At 53.9% G+C, this 13,890-nt stretch carries 18 protein-coding genes; 10 read left to right on the top strand and 8 right to left on the bottom strand.

Annotated features, from left to right (window positions below):
- Positions 1 to 8 precede the first annotated feature (8 nt).
- From Q9J79_RS04570 to Q9J79_RS04525, 10 genes are all read left to right on the top strand, one after another.
- Positions 9 to 347 (top strand): hypothetical protein, encoded by a 339-nt coding sequence (locus Q9J79_RS04570; RefSeq protein ID WP_004467706.1) that lies wholly within the window; start codon positions 9 to 11, stop codon positions 345 to 347.
- A gap of 59 nt (positions 348 to 406) precedes the next feature.
- Positions 407 to 886 (top strand): NADH-quinone oxidoreductase subunit NuoI, encoded by a 480-nt coding sequence (nuoI, locus tag Q9J79_RS04565; protein ID WP_002218650.1) that lies wholly within the window; start codon positions 407 to 409, stop codon positions 884 to 886.
- A gap of 11 nt (positions 887 to 897) precedes the next feature.
- Entirely contained in the window at positions 898 to 1,569 is a 672-nt protein-coding gene (locus Q9J79_RS04560) for an NADH-quinone oxidoreductase subunit J (protein WP_301911127.1), read from the top strand.
- Complete coding sequence (nuoK, locus tag Q9J79_RS04555; RefSeq protein WP_002215628.1) at positions 1,566 to 1,871, top strand: NADH-quinone oxidoreductase subunit NuoK; 306 nt, start codon at positions 1,566 to 1,568, stop codon at positions 1,869 to 1,871. The genes Q9J79_RS04560 and nuoK overlap by 4 nt, the downstream gene beginning before the upstream one ends.
- Positions 1,872 to 1,904: 33 nt before the next feature.
- Positions 1,905 to 2,480 (top strand): protein adenylyltransferase Fic, encoded by a 576-nt coding sequence (gene fic, locus Q9J79_RS04550; RefSeq protein ID WP_002215631.1) that lies wholly within the window; start codon positions 1,905 to 1,907, stop codon positions 2,478 to 2,480.
- A 123-nt stretch (positions 2,481 to 2,603) separates the two neighbouring features.
- Complete coding sequence (locus Q9J79_RS04545; RefSeq protein ID WP_002215633.1) at positions 2,604 to 2,945, top strand: hypothetical protein; 342 nt, start codon at positions 2,604 to 2,606, stop codon at positions 2,943 to 2,945.
- A 48-nt stretch (positions 2,946 to 2,993) separates the two neighbouring features.
- On the top strand, positions 2,994 to 5,018 hold the full coding sequence (gene nuoL / locus Q9J79_RS04540) for an NADH-quinone oxidoreductase subunit L (protein ID WP_301911126.1): 2,025 nt from the start codon (positions 2,994 to 2,996) through the stop codon (positions 5,016 to 5,018).
- A gap of 94 nt (positions 5,019 to 5,112) precedes the next feature.
- Complete coding sequence (locus Q9J79_RS04535; protein WP_301911125.1) at positions 5,113 to 6,609, top strand: NADH-quinone oxidoreductase subunit M; 1,497 nt, start codon at positions 5,113 to 5,115, stop codon at positions 6,607 to 6,609.
- A 9-nt stretch (positions 6,610 to 6,618) separates the two neighbouring features.
- Positions 6,619 to 8,064, top strand: a complete 1,446-nt coding sequence (nuoN, locus tag Q9J79_RS04530) for an NADH-quinone oxidoreductase subunit NuoN (protein ID WP_301911124.1) — start codon at positions 6,619 to 6,621, stop codon at positions 8,062 to 8,064.
- 111 nt (positions 8,065 to 8,175) lie between these two features.
- Entirely contained in the window at positions 8,176 to 8,475 is a 300-nt protein-coding gene (locus Q9J79_RS04525; RefSeq protein ID WP_107819815.1) for a DUF2818 family protein, read from the top strand.
- A gap of 108 nt (positions 8,476 to 8,583) precedes the next feature.
- On the opposite strand, the gene Q9J79_RS04520 is transcribed toward Q9J79_RS04525, so the two are convergent.
- The 8 genes from Q9J79_RS04520 to Q9J79_RS04485 form a co-directional block, all read right to left on the bottom strand.
- Entirely contained in the window at positions 8,584 to 9,480 is an 897-nt protein-coding gene (locus tag Q9J79_RS04520) for a polyprenyl synthetase family protein (RefSeq protein ID WP_301911123.1), read from the bottom strand.
- The gene (locus Q9J79_RS04515; RefSeq protein ID WP_003708151.1) at positions 9,464 to 9,727 is read right to left on the bottom strand and encodes an exodeoxyribonuclease VII small subunit; all 264 of its coding nucleotides are present in this window, start codon (positions 9,725 to 9,727) and stop codon (positions 9,464 to 9,466) included. Before Q9J79_RS04515 ends, Q9J79_RS04520 begins: the two co-directional genes overlap by 17 nt.
- 58 nt (positions 9,728 to 9,785) lie before the next feature.
- Positions 9,786 to 9,917, bottom strand: a complete 132-nt coding sequence (locus Q9J79_RS04510) for an exodeoxyribonuclease VII (protein ID WP_301002841.1) — start codon at positions 9,915 to 9,917, stop codon at positions 9,786 to 9,788.
- A gap of 26 nt (positions 9,918 to 9,943) precedes the next feature.
- Positions 9,944 to 10,810, bottom strand: coding sequence for a ribosome small subunit-dependent GTPase A (rsgA, locus tag Q9J79_RS04505; protein ID WP_373321218.1), 867 nt, complete (start codon positions 10,808 to 10,810; stop codon positions 9,944 to 9,946).
- A 63-nt stretch (positions 10,811 to 10,873) separates the two neighbouring features.
- Positions 10,874 to 12,730 carry an ABC transporter ATP-binding protein gene (locus Q9J79_RS04500; protein ID WP_301911197.1) on the bottom strand — a complete coding sequence of 619 codons (1,857 nt, stop codon included), beginning with the start codon at positions 12,728 to 12,730 and terminating at the stop codon, positions 10,874 to 10,876.
- 25 nt (positions 12,731 to 12,755) lie between these two features.
- Positions 12,756 to 12,893, bottom strand: coding sequence for a hypothetical protein (locus Q9J79_RS04495; RefSeq protein ID WP_118778457.1), 138 nt, complete (start codon positions 12,891 to 12,893; stop codon positions 12,756 to 12,758).
- Positions 12,893 to 13,477, bottom strand: a complete 585-nt coding sequence (gene ruvA, locus Q9J79_RS04490) for a Holliday junction branch migration protein RuvA (protein ID WP_301911122.1) — start codon at positions 13,475 to 13,477, stop codon at positions 12,893 to 12,895. Before ruvA ends, Q9J79_RS04495 begins: the two co-directional genes overlap by 1 nt.
- An 81-nt stretch (positions 13,478 to 13,558) precedes the next feature.
- Positions 13,559 to 13,885, bottom strand: a complete 327-nt coding sequence (locus Q9J79_RS04485; protein ID WP_115110324.1) for a PepSY domain-containing protein — start codon at positions 13,883 to 13,885, stop codon at positions 13,559 to 13,561.
- Positions 13,886 to 13,890: the final 5 nt, after the last annotated feature.

Below are 13,890 nucleotides of genomic sequence, written 5' to 3'. Positions count from 1 at the left end.
TGAAGCAAATGAAGAGATATGCAGCAATATTATCTTCCGCCATCTTGGCATCGTGCGCCTTTGTCGGCGATATCCAATACGGCGGTCAAAGTACCGCGTTCGGCGGCGACAATGTTTTGCGTAATGATGTCGCTAAGGTCATCAAGCAATGGGAAAGTACTGCTTTCTTATGCCAAAACATCAAAGCCATCGATGCAAAAATCAGCGATGTCAAACGTGTGGAAGGGCGGATACAGTCCGAGGAAGTGTGGACAGTTCAGGCTTGCGGTCAGGTGCGCCATTACAATGTGCATATGCGCGAAGATGAACGCGGTGAAACGGATTTCAACGTTTCGTTTTTAAAATAACCGGTTTTCAGACGGCTTGAAGCCCTCAAAATATTCCCTGAGATAATGGGTTGAATAATATGGCTAACTTAGTAAAAACCTTTCTGCTTGGCGAATTGGTAAAAGGCTTGGGCGTAACGCTCAAAAACTTTTTCGCCCGCAAAGACACGATTTATTTCCCCGAAGAGAAAACGCCGCAATCCGTGCGTTTCAGGGGTTTGCACGCGCAACGCCGTTATCCGAACGGCGAGGAACGCTGCATCGCGTGCAAATTGTGCGAGGCGGTGTGTCCGGCAATGGCGATCAACATCGAATCGGAAGAACGCGAAGACGGCACGCGCCGCACCAAGCGTTACGACATCGACCTGACCAAGTGCATCTTCTGCGGTTTCTGCGAAGAGGCGTGTCCGACCGATGCGATTGTGGAAACCCATATTTTTGAATACCACGGCGAGAAAAAAGGCGACTTGCATATGACCAAGCCCATCCTCTTGGCAATCGGCGACAAATACGAAGCCGAAATCGCCAAACGCAAAGCCGCTGATGCGCCGTATCGTTAAGGAGCAGACGAATGACTTTTTCCGCGATTCTGTTCTATATCCTTGCCGCCATCGTTTTGTACGGCGCGGTTCGTACCGTTACCGCTAAAAACCCTGTCCACGCCGCTTTGCATCTGGTGCTGACCTTCTGCGTGAGCGCGATGCTTTGGATGCTGATGCAGGCGGAGTTTTTGGGTGTGACGCTGGTGGTGGTTTACGTCGGCGCCGTGATGGTGTTGTTCCTGTTTGTCGTGATGATGCTGAACATCGACATTGAAGAAATGCGCGCCGGTTTTTGGCGGCACGCGCCGGTTGCCGGCGTGGTCGGTACATTGTTGGCGGTTGCCCTGATTCTGATTTTGGTCAACCCGAAAACCGACCTGGCCGCATTTGGTCTGATGAAAGACATTCCCGCCGATTACAACAATATCCGCGATTTGGGCAGCCGTATTTATACCGACTACCTGTTGCCATTTGAATTGGCGGCGGTATTGCTGCTGTTGGGCATGGTGGCGGCGATTGCGCTGGTTCATCGTAAAACCACCAATCCGAAACGTATGGATCCAGCCGACCAAGTTAAAGTACGCGCCGACCAGGGCCGTATGCGTCTGGTGAAAATGGAAGCGGTCAAACCGCAAGTTGAATCTGCCGAAGAAAGCGAAGTTTCAGACGGCTTCAAGCCGGAAGGGGAGGGCAAAGCATGATTACCTTGACGCATTATCTGGTATTGGGTGCGCTCCTGTTCGGTATCAGCGCAATGGGTATCTTTATGAACCGCAAAAACGTGCTGGTATTGCTGATGTCCATCGAGCTGATGCTTTTAGCGGTGAACTTCAACTTTATCGCCTTCTCGCAACATTTGGGCGATACTGCCGGACAAATTTTCGTATTCTTCGTATTAACCGTTGCCGCTGCTGAATCTGCCATCGGTTTGGCGATTATGGTGCTGGTGTACCGCAACCGACAAACAATCAACGTTGCCGATTTGGATGAGTTGAAAGGGTAAAGGTAGGTTGGGTCGAGACCTGACAAGACACCGATGCCGTCTGAAAACCCGATAGGAAAAACGATGAAATCCATAGACGAACAAAGCCTGCATAATGCCCGCCGCCTGTTTGAAAGCGGCGACATCGACCGTATCGAAGTCGGTACCACCGCGGGCCTGCAACAGATTCACCGTTACCTGTTCGGCGGCTTATATGATTTTGCGGGTCAAATCAGGGAAGACAACATTTCCAAAGGCGGTTTTCGTTTTGCCAACGCCATGTATTTAAAAGAGGCTTTGGTTAAAATCGAGCAGATGCCCGAGCGGACTTTTGAAGAAATCATCGCCAAATATGTTGAAATGAACATTGCCCATCCGTTTTTGGAGGGTAATGGCAGAAGTACCCGCATCTGGCTGGATTTGGTGCTGAAAAAAAACCTGAAAAAAGTCGTAAACTGGCAAAATGTAAGCAAAACCCTGTATTTGCAGGCGATGGAACGCAGCCCCGTCAACGATTTAGAACTGCGCTTTCTGTTAAAGGATAACCTGACTGACGATGTGGACAACCGTGAAATCATCTTTAAAGGTATCGAGCAGTCGTATTATTACGAAGGGTATGAAAAAGGCTGAGGGTCGTCTGAAAAGCGATTTCAGACTGTTTCAGACGACCTGATTCGGTAGGTGATCAGACGGGAGCGGATGAGAAAAGAAATTCTGGGTAAGAATAATCCGGTCTGAAATATTGGAAGAAGAATGATGGATAAAAATCAGTTAGAACAAGAATTTCATAAAGCCATGTTAAATATTTATCAGGAGGCTTTGAATTTGCCGCAACCTTACAAGGCGACACGATTTTTACAAATTGTAAATGAATTTGGTGGTAAAGAGGCGGCGGATAAATTATTGAGTACGGGGGAAAAGAAGACTCAGACCGGTTTTACAGAGCTGATTTTGAGTGGTGGCGGAGTCCACGCCTTGAAATACAGTATGGAATATCTGGTGTTACAAAAGCCGTGGTGTGATTTATTTACTGAAGAGCAATTAGCTGTGGCACGCAAACGATTGGAGCGTGTTGGATTTGTTTTTCCGAAGTAATTTTGTACGAAACAAACATAGATTTTTAAATCAATCGGATTCAATCAAATGAACGACATGACTTTATATCTCATCATCGCCTTCGTGCCTTTGGCAGGCTCGCTTATTGCGGGTTTGTTCGGCAATAAAATCGGACGTGCCGGCGCGCATACGGTTACGATACTCGGTGTGGCGGTGTCCGCCGTGCTGTCGGCTTATGTGCTGTGGGGATTCCTCAATGGCAGCCGTGCCAAGTTTGACGAGAACGTCTATACCTGGCTGACAATGGGCGGTTTGGATTTCTCCGTCGGCTTCTTGGTCGATACGATGACGGCGATGATGATGGTCGTGGTCACCGGCGTATCGTTGATGGTACATATCTATACCATCGGCTATATGCACGATGAAAAAGTCGGCTACCAACGCTTCTTCAGCTATATTTCTTTGTTTACTTTCAGTATGTTGATGCTGATTATGAGCAACAACTTCATCCAGCTCTTCTTCGGCTGGGAAGCGGTGGGCTTGGTATCGTATCTCTTGATCGGTTTCTATTTCAAACGTCCGAGCGCGACATTTGCCAACCTGAAAGCCTTTTTGATCAACCGTGTCGGCGACTTCGGCTTTTTGCTCGGTATCGGCTTGGTGCTTGCCTATTTCGGCGGCAGCCTGCGCTATCAAGATGTATTCGCTTATCTGCCTAATGTTCAGACGGCCACCATTCAATTGTTCCCCGGTGTGGAATGGTCTTTGATTACTGTAACCTGTTTGCTCCTGTTTGTCGGTGCGATGGGTAAATCGGCACAATTCCCGCTGCACGTCTGGCTGCCTGATTCGATGGAAGGCCCGACCCCGATTTCCGCATTGATTCACGCTGCGACGATGGTTACGGCGGGTCTGTTTATGGTATCGCGTATGTCGCCGATTTACGAAATGAGCAGCACTGCGCTGTCCGTTATCATGGTGATCGGTGCGATTACCGCCCTGTTTATGGGCTTCTTGGGCGTGATTCAAAACGACATCAAACGTGTGGTTGCGTATTCCACCCTGTCGCAACTGGGCTATATGACCGTGGCTTTGGGCGCGTCTGCCTATTCCGTGGCGATGTTCCATGTGATGACCCACGCCTTCTTTAAAGCCCTGTTGTTCTTGGCGGCAGGCAGCGCGATTATCGGTATGCACCACGACCAAGACATGCGCCATATGGGCAATCTGAAAAAATATATGCCGGTTACTTGGCTGACCATGCTGATCGGTAACTTGTCGCTGATTGGTACGCCGTTCTTCTCCGGCTTCTACTCCAAAGATTCGATTATCGAAGCGGCGAAATACAGCACACTGCCGGGCAGCGGCTTTGCCTATTTTGCCGTCCTCGCCAGCGTGTTTGTTACCGCGTTTTACGCGTTCCGCCAATACTTTATGGTGTTCCACGGCGAAGAGAAATGGCGCAGCCTGCCCGAACACCATTCAGACGGCCACGGCGAAGAACATCACGGTTTGGGTAAAAACGACAATCCGCACGAAAGCCCGTTGGTGGTTACCCTGCCTTTGATTTTGCTTGCCGTTCCGTCCGTCATCATCGGCTACATCGCCATCGAACCCATGCTTTACGGCGATTTCTTCAAAGACGTGATTTTTGTTAATGCCGATGCGCATCCGACCATGCACATTATGAAAGAAGAGTTCCACGGCGCATTGGCGATGGTGTCGCACAGCCTGCATTCGCCCGTTCTCTATCTCGCTATCGCAGGCGTATTGAGCGCATGGCTCCTATACGTCAAACTGCCGCACCTGCCTGCGAAAATCGCGCAGGCGTTCCGTCCGGTTTACGTTTTGTTTGAAAACAAATACTACCTTGATGCCCTGTATTTCAACGTTTTCGCCAAAGGCACACGCGCATTGGGTACCTTCTTCTGGAAAGTCGGCGATACCGCCATTATCGACAACGGTATTGTCAACGGCTCTGCTAGACTGGTCGGCGCGGTTGCCGCGCAAGTGCGTAAAGTCCAAACAGGCTTTATCTACACCTACGCTGCCGCTATGGTATTCGGCGTATTGGTACTGCTCGGCATGACTTTCTGGGGATTGTTCCGATAAGGATGAGGCTTCAGACAGCCTTAAACCTTCAGGCCGTCTGAAACGAAGAAATATCCACATAAACACATTTTATTTTAACCACAGGTTAACCATTATGTTTTCCAACTACCTACTCAGCTTGGCAATATGGATACCCATCGCCGCAGGCGTGCTGGTTTTGGCGACGGGGTCGGACAGCCGTGCGCCGCTTGCCCGCGTGCTCGCCTTTATGGGCGCGCTTGCCGGTTTCTTGGTAACGCTGCCCCTGTTTGCCGGTTTCGACCGTTTGAGCGGCGGCTATCAGTTTGCCGAGTTCCACGAGTGGATTCCGCTGCTGAAAATCAACTACGCATTGGGCGTGGACGGTATTTCAGTGCTCTTTATCATCTTGAATGCGTTTATCACGCTGTTGGTGGTATTGGCCGGTTGGGAGGTCATTCGGAAACGTCCGGCGCAGTATATGGCGGCATTCCTGATGATGTCGGGTTTGATTAACGGCGCGTTTGCCGCGCAGGATGCGATTCTGTTTTATGTGTTCTTCGAGGGTATGCTGATTCCGCTGTACCTGATTATTGGTGTATGGGGCGGTCCGCGCCGCGTCTATGCGTCGGTTAAGCTCTTCCTCTATACGCTGATGGGTTCGCTTTTGATGCTGGTTGCCATGGTTTACCTGTACTATCAGACAGGCAGCTTCTCCATTGTCGATTTCCAAAACATCAAACAGATTCCGTTGGGCGTGCAACAGCTTTTGTTTGCGGCGTTCTTCCTGTCGTTTGCCGTGAAAGTGCCGATGTTCCCCGTACACACTTGGCTGCCGGATGCCCACGTTGAAGCGCCGACCGGCGGTTCGATGGTGTTGGCGGCGATTACGCTGAAACTGGGCGCATACGGCTTTTTGCGCTTCATCCTGCCGATTGTGCCGGATGCGGCACGCTATTTTGCCCCCGTAATCATCGTATTGAGCCTGATTGCCGTGATTTACATCGGTATGGTGGCCCTGGTGCAGACCGATATGAAAAAACTGGTGGCGTATTCTTCCATCAGCCATATGGGTTTTGTAACGCTTGGGATGTTTTTGTTTGTTGACGGGCAGTTGGACGACTGGGCGTTAAAAGGCGCGGTCATTCAGATGATTTCGCACGGTTTCGTGTCTGCCGCGATGTTTATGTGCATCGGCGTGATGTACGACCGCCTGCATACCCGCAATATTGCCGATTACGGCGGCGTGGTCAATGTGATGCCTAAGTTTGCGGCGTTTATGATGCTGTTCGGTATGGCGAACGCCGGTTTGCCTGCAACTTCCGGCTTCGTGGGCGAGTTTATGGTGATTATGGGCGCGGTTAAAGTGAATTTCTGGGTGGGCGCGTTGGCTGCCATGACCCTGATTTACGGCGCGTCTTATACCCTGTGGATGTACAAGCGCGTGATTTTCGGCGCGATTCATAATCCGCACGTTGCTGAAATGAGAGACATCAACTGCCGCGAATTTGCGATTTTGGCGATTTTGGCGGTTGCTGTTTTGGGTATGGGCCTGTATCCGAACGCGTTTATCGAAGTGGTGCATCAGGCGGCAAACGATTTGATTGCCCAAGTGGCGCAAAGCAAGATGTGAGGTGTGTAAATGAATTGGTCTGATTTGAATTTGATGCCCGCACTGCCCGAAGTCGTGCTGCTGTCGCTGCTGGTGGTCGTATTGCTGGCTGATTTGTGGATTAGCGACAAACGCCGCCATCTGACGCATCTGATGGCTTTAGGCGCGGTTGTGCTGACGGCTGTGGTGCAGTTGGCGGTGTGGGAACAGGGCAGCACGTCTTCGTTCAACGGTATGTATATTGCGGACGGTATGTCGCGTTTGGCAAAAATGGTTTTATATGCCTTGACCTTTGCCCTGTTTGTCTATGCCAAGCCCTACAACCAAGTGCGCGGTATTTTCAAAGGCGAGTTTTACACCCTGTCGCTGTTTGCCCTCTTGGGCATGAGCGTGATGGTGAGCGCGGGGCATTTTTTAACTGCGTATATCGGTTTGGAACTCTTGTCGCTTGCCCTTTACGCCCTGATTGCCCTGCGCCGCGATTCCGGCTTTGCCGCCGAAGCCGCCTTGAAATATTTTGTTCTGGGCGCGCTGGCATCCGGCCTGCTGCTCTACGGTATTTCTATGGTTTACGGCGCAACCGGTTCGCTGGAATTTGCCGGCGTGCTTGCCTCTTCCTTCAATGAAGAAGCCAATGAATGGCTGTTGAAACTGGGTCTGGTGTTTATCGTCGTCGCCGTTGCGTTCAAACTCGGCGCGGTACCGTTCCATATGTGGGTGCCCGACGTGTATCACGGCGCGCCCACTTCTGTTACCGCCTTGGTCGGCACTGCCCCGAAAGTCGCCGCCGTCGTTTTCGCTTTCCGCATCCTCGTTACCGGGCTGGGAACCGTGCATCATGACTGGTCTCTGATGTTTGCCCTGCTTGCCGCCGCCTCGCTGCTGGTCGGCAACCTTGCCGCCATCATGCAGACCAATATCAAACGTATGCTCGCCTATTCCACCGTATCGCATATGGGTTTCATCCTGTTGGCGTTTATGGCGGGCGCGGTCGGCTTTGCGGCGGGCCTCTATTACGCCATTACCTACGCGCTGATGGCGGCGGCAGGGTTCGGCGTGTTGATGGTGTTGTCGGACGGGGACAACGAGTGCGAAAACATCAGCGATTTGGCAGGGTTAAACCAACACCGCGTATGGCTTGCCTTTTTGATGCTGCTGGTTATGTTCTCTATGGCGGGTATTCCGCCGCTGATGGGTTTTTACGCCAAATTCGGCGTGATTATGGCACTCTTGAAACAAGGCTATGTTTGGTTGTCCGTATTTGCCGTCGTGATGTCGCTGATTGGTGCGTTCTACTACCTGCGCGTGGTCAAAGTCATGTATTTTGACGAATCCGGCCGCGCCCGTCCCGCCGCCGGCGGCAACAATGCCGCAAAATTCCTCTTAAGCATCAACGCGCTGCTGTTGGTGCTGTGGGGCATTATGCCGCAAACCGTTATCGACTGGTGCGCCAAGGCGTTGGAGAACACGCTGTAAGCCGCCGCAACGGCAGCCGTGTCAGAGGCTGCCGTTTTTGTTAAGATATGCCGTTCCTCAATGCAGTTCAGACGGCATCTCCGCCGACAACGCCCAAACAGAAAGCCCGCCATGACCGCATCCATGTACATCCTTTTGCTGCTTGCCTTGATTTTTGCCAACGCCCCCTTCCTCACGACCAGGCTGTTCGGCATCGTACCGCTCAAGCGCAAACATTTCGGACACCACCTGATCGAGCTGGCGGCAGGTTTCGCGCTGACCGCCGTTCTTGCCTACATCCTCGAATCCCGTGCGGGAGCGGTACACAATCAGGGGTGGGAGTTTTACGCCACCGTCGTCTGCCTGTACCTCATTTTCGCCTTCCCGTGTTTCGTGCGGCGTTATTTTTGGCACACGCGCAACAGGGAATAGGCAGGCATAGAAATGCCGTCTGAAACCCTTTCAGACGGCATTTGTTTCATTCAAGTGCAGGCCGGCATCGCTGTGCCGGCACGTTTCAATCGGCGATATACGCCGGTTTCAATATTTGCGGGCGACTGCAAATTCTGCCAACTGCCGCAGGCGCAGGGCTTTGCCGCCGAAGGGTTCGAGCAGCGCGACCGCTTCGGCAACCAGTTTGTGTGCGTATGAGCGCGCCGCTTCCAAGCCCATCAGTTTCACATAAGTCGGCTTGTCGTTGTCGGCATCTTTGCCCGCCGTCTTGCCCAAAGTCGCCGTGTCCGCTTCACAATCCAACACATCGTCGATGACTTGGAACGCCAGCCCCAGTTTTGCCGCGTAAGCGTCCAATACGGCAAGTTCCGCATCGGACAGATCGGGACACGCCGTCGCCCCCAATAAAACCGCCGCACGGATCAACGCACCCGTTTTCAGGCTGTGCATCCGTTCCAAATCGGCTTGAACCATTTGTTTGCCGACATTTGCCAAATCGATTGCCTGACCGCCCGCCATACCCGCGCTGCCGCCCGCTTTCGCCAACACCGACAGCATCGCCAACTGGCGTGCGGCGGGCAGTTCTGTCGGACGGCTCAATACGTCGAAGGCTTGGGTTTGCAAAGCGTCGCCGACCAGTAGCGCGGTGGCTTCGTCGTATTGCACATGGCAAGTCGGTTTGCCCCGACGCAGGCTGTCGTTGTCCATCTCCGGCATATCGTCGTGAACCAAAGAATAGACGTGGATCATTTCGATTGCCGCCATTGCCTGTCCGACCGCGTCCGCCACAGCCCCACCCAATTCCGAAGCCGCCAGCACCAGCATCGGGCGCAGACGTTTGCCGCCGTCCAAAGCCGCATAACGCATCGCTTCGTGCAGCGTGTGCGGGATTTCGTTTTCAGACGGCAAAAAGCGTTCCAGCAGCAGCTCTGTTTGCGCCTGCGCCCTCTGTTGCCACGCTTTCAAATCATTCGTCGGATTCAAGGTTCAACTCCTTCGGCCCGTCCGCATCCAAAACCTGTAATTTCTGTTCGACTTGTGCCAGCTTGGTTTGGCAGTACCTGACCAGCTCGTTGCCTTCCTGATAGGCGGCAAGCGCGTCTTCCAAGGGCATTTCGCCCTGCATAGACTGCGTCAGCGATTCAAGGCGTGACAAGGCTTCTTCAAACGATTTCGGTGCGTTTTTCTTCATCGTGTTTCCTTTTCGGTTGAAACCCCGCCACTTGGACATCTGTCCTTCGGGGCGGTAGAATCAGACTTTATTTGGGAGGGGTGTAAGCCCTTCCAAATCAGGACGGCACATAGGGCGGTGCTTTATGTGTCGTCCTGTGTGTTGAAACGGATGTTCCAGTAAAAAGCGGATTGTAGCATTTTTGCCAAACGGATGCCGTCTGAAACCCGAATCCGGCTTCAGACGGCATTGTTTTGTCCTGTAAACGGCAAGGCGTTACCCGAGCAGTTCGTCGGTGATGCCCTGCAAAAAGGCGAGGCGTTCTGGGCTTGCCGCCCCGGTTTCGGCGGCGGCTTTGAAGGCGCAGCCGGGTTCGGCGCGGTGGGTGCAGTTGTGGAAGCGGCATTGCCCGACAAGGTGGCGGAAATCGGGGAAATAGCGCGGCAAATCGGCGGCTTGGAGGTGGTGTAAACCAAATTCCTGCAAACCCGGGGAGTCGATGAGTTGGGTTTCGCCGTTCAAATCATAAAGCCGGGCGTGGGTGGTGGTGTGTTTTCCCGAGTCGAGCGCGGTGGAAATGTCGCCAGTGCGGGCGGTTTGGTTGCCCAAGAGGGCGTTGGTCAGGGTGGATTTACCCATGCCGCTTTGTCCGAGCAGGATGTTGCTATGCCCTTGCAGGACGGGACGCAGGATGTCGGCGTTTTCCAGCGCGCGGGTTTCGATGACGGGATAACCGAGCGTTTCGTAGAATTTGAGTTTTTCGCGCCAGAGGGCGGTTTCAGGCAGGTCGGCTTTGTTCAGGATGATGACAGCTTGGATGCCCGCGGCTTCGGCAGCTAGGAGGGCGCGTTGCAACAAGGCTTCGCTGGGCGAGGGAACGGCGGCGGTAACGATAAGGAGCTGGCTGACGTTGGCGGCGATAAGTTTGGTTTTCCAAGCGTCTTGGCGGTAGAGCAGGCTTTCGCGCGGCAGGTAGTCTTCGATGACGGCCTGTTCGGCGTTAATGTTTTGGATATGCACGCGGTCGCCGCAGGCGAAATCGACCCGCTTTTTGCGCGTGCTGGCTTCGTAGGTTTTGCCGTCTGGCGTACGCACGATGTAGCGGCGGCCGTAGCTGGTGATGATTTGGGCGGTATCGGTCATGGTTTTGACGGGTAGGGGAACGGGAATGCCGTCTGAAAACGGCGGTTTCCAGACAATAAGGTTTCAGTCATGCTGCCACTCGACATGCTCACTCAAGAAGCCGCCGCTTTGGTGTGCCCAAAGTTTGGCGTACAGGCCTTGTTTTTCGAGCAACTCGGTGTGGCTGCCTTCTTCGATGATGCGGCCTTTGTCCAAGACGATGAGCCTGTCCATCGCGGCGATAGTGGAGAGGCGGTGGGCGATGGCGATGACGGTCTTGCCGTTCATCATTTTGTCGAGGCTTTCTTGGATGGCAGCTTCGACTTCGGAGTCGAGCGCGCTGGTGGCTTCGTCTAAAAGAAGAATCGGCGCGTCTTTGAGCATGACGCGGGCGATGGCGATGCGCTGGCGTTGACCGCCAGAGAGTTTCACGCCGCGTTCGCCGACGTGCGCGTCATAGCCGCGCCGCCCTTTGGCATCGGAAAGGTTGGGGATGAAATCAGCGGCTTCGGCGCGTTCGGCGGCGGAAATCATTTCGGCATCAGTCGCATCGGGGCGGCCGTAAACGATATTGTCGCGCACGGAACGGTGCAGCAGCGAGGTGTCTTGCGTGACCAAACCGATTTGGGTGCGCAGGCTTTCTTGGGTTACGCTGTCCACGGTTTGGCCGTCGATCGAAATCGTGCCGCTTTGCGGTTCGTAGAAGCGCAAAAGCAGGTTGACGATGGTGGATTTGCCCGCGCCGCTGCGTCCGATCAAGCCGACTTTTTCGCCCGGGCGAATGGTCAGGTTGAAGCCGTTGAGTAGCGGTTTGCCTGCTTCGTAGCAAAAATCGACGTGTTCGAACTTGATTTCGCCTTGCGACACTTTCAGCGGCAGGGCGTTCGGCTTGTCAAGGATGGTGTGCGGTTTGGACAGGGTTGCCATGCCGTCGCTGACGGTGCCGATGTTTTCAAACAAGCGGGCGGATTCCCACATGATGTATTGCGACAAACCGTTGACGCGCAACGCCATGGCGGTGGCGGTAGCAACCGCGCCGACGCCGACTTGCCCGTGATACCAAAGCCAGATGCCCAGTGCGGTCGTGCCGGCGGTCAGCGAGCTGTTGACGATGAAGCTGCAGGTGTGCAGGAGCGTTGCCAAACGCATTTGGGCGTGTACCGTCACCATAAATTCTTCCATCGACTGCTTGGCGTAGGCCGCTTCGCGCGCGCCGTGGGAGAAAAGTTTGACGGTGGTGATGTTGGAATAGGCGTCGGTAATGCGGCCGGTCATCAGCGAACGCGCATCCGCCTGACGCGCGGCGGTTTTGCCGAGCTTGGGAATCAGGAAGCGCATCACCAAGGCAAAGCCGATAATCCAGCCGATAAAGGGCAGCAGCAGCCAGCCGTCGAACGAAATCAGAATCACGCCGGAGGTGATGAAATACACCAGCACATAAACGACCATGTCGGCAACCGTCATCACCACGTCGCGCAACGCCAGCGCGGTTTGCATGACTTTGGCGGACACGCGTCCTGCAAATTCGTCCTGATAAAAGCCGAGACTCTGCCCCAGCATCAGGCGATGGAAGTTCCAGCGCAGGCGCATGGGGAACACGCCTTGTAGGGTTTGCAGGCGCACGTTGGACGCGAGGAAGGTCCAGAGGGCGAAAAACACCATCATCGCCGCCATCGCCGTCAACGCCCAGCCTTTTTCGGCAAACAGGGTCGCGGGCGTGTATTTGCCGAGCCAGTCCACGACTTTGCCCATAAATTGAAACAGCAGGGCTTCCATGATGCCGATGCCTGCGGTAAATGTCGCCAAAACGGCAATCCATTTGCGCAAGCCCCTGATGTTGCTCCAGATAAACCGCCACAGCCCTTTTTCAGGCGTTTTCGGGGCGGCTTCGGGGTAGGGGTCGATTCGGGACTCGAACCAAGAAAATATTTTGTTCAACATTGTTTTCGATTTCGGTAAAACAGTTTCAGACGGCATCAAACACAATGCCGTCTGAAAGGAAGGACAATAACGCCATTTTACGGGAAAAGCCGTCGGGAAGACAGCACGGGGCGGAAACGCAGGGTTTCGGCAGGGCAAACGCCGCGCCGCCTTCAGACGGCATTATTTCAGCAGGTTTTTCAAAGCAAGGCGCACGCCTTCGCCCACGTCCGTTCCTTTCGGAACGCCTTTGACCGCCGCTTTTGCCTCGCGTTCGCTGTAACCCAGCGCAAGCAGCGTGCTGACGATGTCATTGGTTTCGTCATTCTCGGACGGGGCGGCAAATAGCCCGTCCGTTACCGTATGCGCGACCAGCTTGCCGCGCAGTTCCAAGACCATGCGTTCGGCGGTTTTTTTGCCGATTCCTGGAGCGGAGGAGAGGCGTTTGACATCTTCTTCTGCAACCGCCCGCGCCAGCTCGTCTGCCGTCATCGCCGACAAAATGCCCAAAGCGGTTTTTGCCCCGATGCCGCCGACCTTAATCAGTTGGCGGAATGTTTTGCGCTCTTCCGCAGTGGCAAAACCAAATAAAAGATGTGCGTCTTCCCGAATGATAAGCTGGGTAAACAGTTGTACGCTTTCACCCACGGGCGGCAGGTTGTAGAAGGTCTGCATGGATACGTCGGCTTCGTAGCCTACGCCGTTGACATCGATGACGATTTGCGGAGGGTTTTTTTCAACCAGTTTGCCGGTCAGTCTGCTGATCATGTGTGCCGAATCCTGAAGTGTCGGGTGCAAAATGCCGTCTGAAACCGGTTCGGGCTTCAGACGGCACGGATTGTATCAAATTCAGTCGTCGCGGCGGGAGGAAATCACGCGGCCGGTGCGGGCATCGACAACGACTTTGTATTCCTGTCCGTTTTTGACGATTTCGACATCATAGTGCGGACGGCCGTCGTCGTGTTCGAGATCGATGTCGGTGATTTTGCCGCCGACACGCGCCAACGCTGCTTTTTCGGCTTGGGCGCGGCTGATGATTTTGTCTTGTTTGTTGTGTTGGTGTGCGGCGTGTCCGTGGTCGTCATCGCCGTGTCCGTCGTGGTGGGCGAGCGCGGGGGCGGAAATGCCCAGCAGTGCGGTTGCGGCGGCGGTCAAGAGAAGGCGTTTGAAGTTCATGTTTT

Origin of the sequence: Neisseria viridiae (genome assembly GCF_962747995.1) — a bacterium.
Lineage (GTDB): Bacteria > Pseudomonadota > Gammaproteobacteria > Burkholderiales > Neisseriaceae > Neisseria > Neisseria viridiae.
Note: the sequence above shows the minus strand (reverse complement) of the source record. Positions and strands in the feature narration are given on the sequence as shown.

Excerpts from the sequence above, each read along its gene's own strand:
- Q9J79_RS04570 (WP_004467706.1), top strand. The coding sequence starts at position 9 with ATGAAGAGATATGCAGCAATATTATCTTCCGCCATCTTGGCATCGTGC.
- Q9J79_RS04500 (WP_301911197.1), bottom strand. The coding sequence starts at position 12,730 with ATGTTGAACAAAATATTTTCTTGGTTCGAGTCCCGAATCGACCCCTAC.
- nuoL (WP_301911126.1), top strand. The coding sequence starts at position 2,994 with ATGAACGACATGACTTTATATCTCATCATCGCCTTCGTGCCTTTGGCA.
- Q9J79_RS04495 (WP_118778457.1), bottom strand. The coding sequence starts at position 12,893 with ATGCCGTCTGAAGGCGGCGCGGCGTTTGCCCTGCCGAAACCCTGCGTT.
- Q9J79_RS04485 (WP_115110324.1), bottom strand. The coding sequence starts at position 13,885 with ATGAACTTCAAACGCCTTCTCTTGACCGCCGCCGCAACCGCACTGCTG.
- Q9J79_RS04525 (WP_107819815.1), top strand. The coding sequence starts at position 8,176 with ATGACCGCATCCATGTACATCCTTTTGCTGCTTGCCTTGATTTTTGCC.
- Q9J79_RS04560 (WP_301911127.1), top strand. The coding sequence starts at position 898 with ATGACTTTTTCCGCGATTCTGTTCTATATCCTTGCCGCCATCGTTTTG.
- fic (WP_002215631.1), top strand. The coding sequence starts at position 1,905 with ATGCCGTCTGAAAACCCGATAGGAAAAACGATGAAATCCATAGACGAA.
- Q9J79_RS04535 (WP_301911125.1), top strand. The coding sequence starts at position 5,113 with ATGTTTTCCAACTACCTACTCAGCTTGGCAATATGGATACCCATCGCC.
- ruvA (WP_301911122.1), bottom strand. The coding sequence starts at position 13,477 with ATGATCAGCAGACTGACCGGCAAACTGGTTGAAAAAAACCCTCCGCAA.
- Q9J79_RS04515 (WP_003708151.1), bottom strand. The coding sequence starts at position 9,727 with ATGTCCAAGTGGCGGGGTTTCAACCGAAAAGGAAACACGATGAAGAAA.
- Q9J79_RS04545 (WP_002215633.1), top strand. The coding sequence starts at position 2,604 with ATGATGGATAAAAATCAGTTAGAACAAGAATTTCATAAAGCCATGTTA.
- nuoN (WP_301911124.1), top strand. The coding sequence starts at position 6,619 with ATGAATTGGTCTGATTTGAATTTGATGCCCGCACTGCCCGAAGTCGTG.
- Q9J79_RS04510 (WP_301002841.1), bottom strand. The coding sequence starts at position 9,917 with ATGCCGTCTGAAGCCGGATTCGGGTTTCAGACGGCATCCGTTTGGCAA.
- rsgA (WP_373321218.1), bottom strand. The coding sequence starts at position 10,810 with ATGACCGATACCGCCCAAATCATCACCAGCTACGGCCGCCGCTACATC.
- nuoI (WP_002218650.1), top strand. The coding sequence starts at position 407 with ATGGCTAACTTAGTAAAAACCTTTCTGCTTGGCGAATTGGTAAAAGGC.
- nuoK (WP_002215628.1), top strand. The coding sequence starts at position 1,566 with ATGATTACCTTGACGCATTATCTGGTATTGGGTGCGCTCCTGTTCGGT.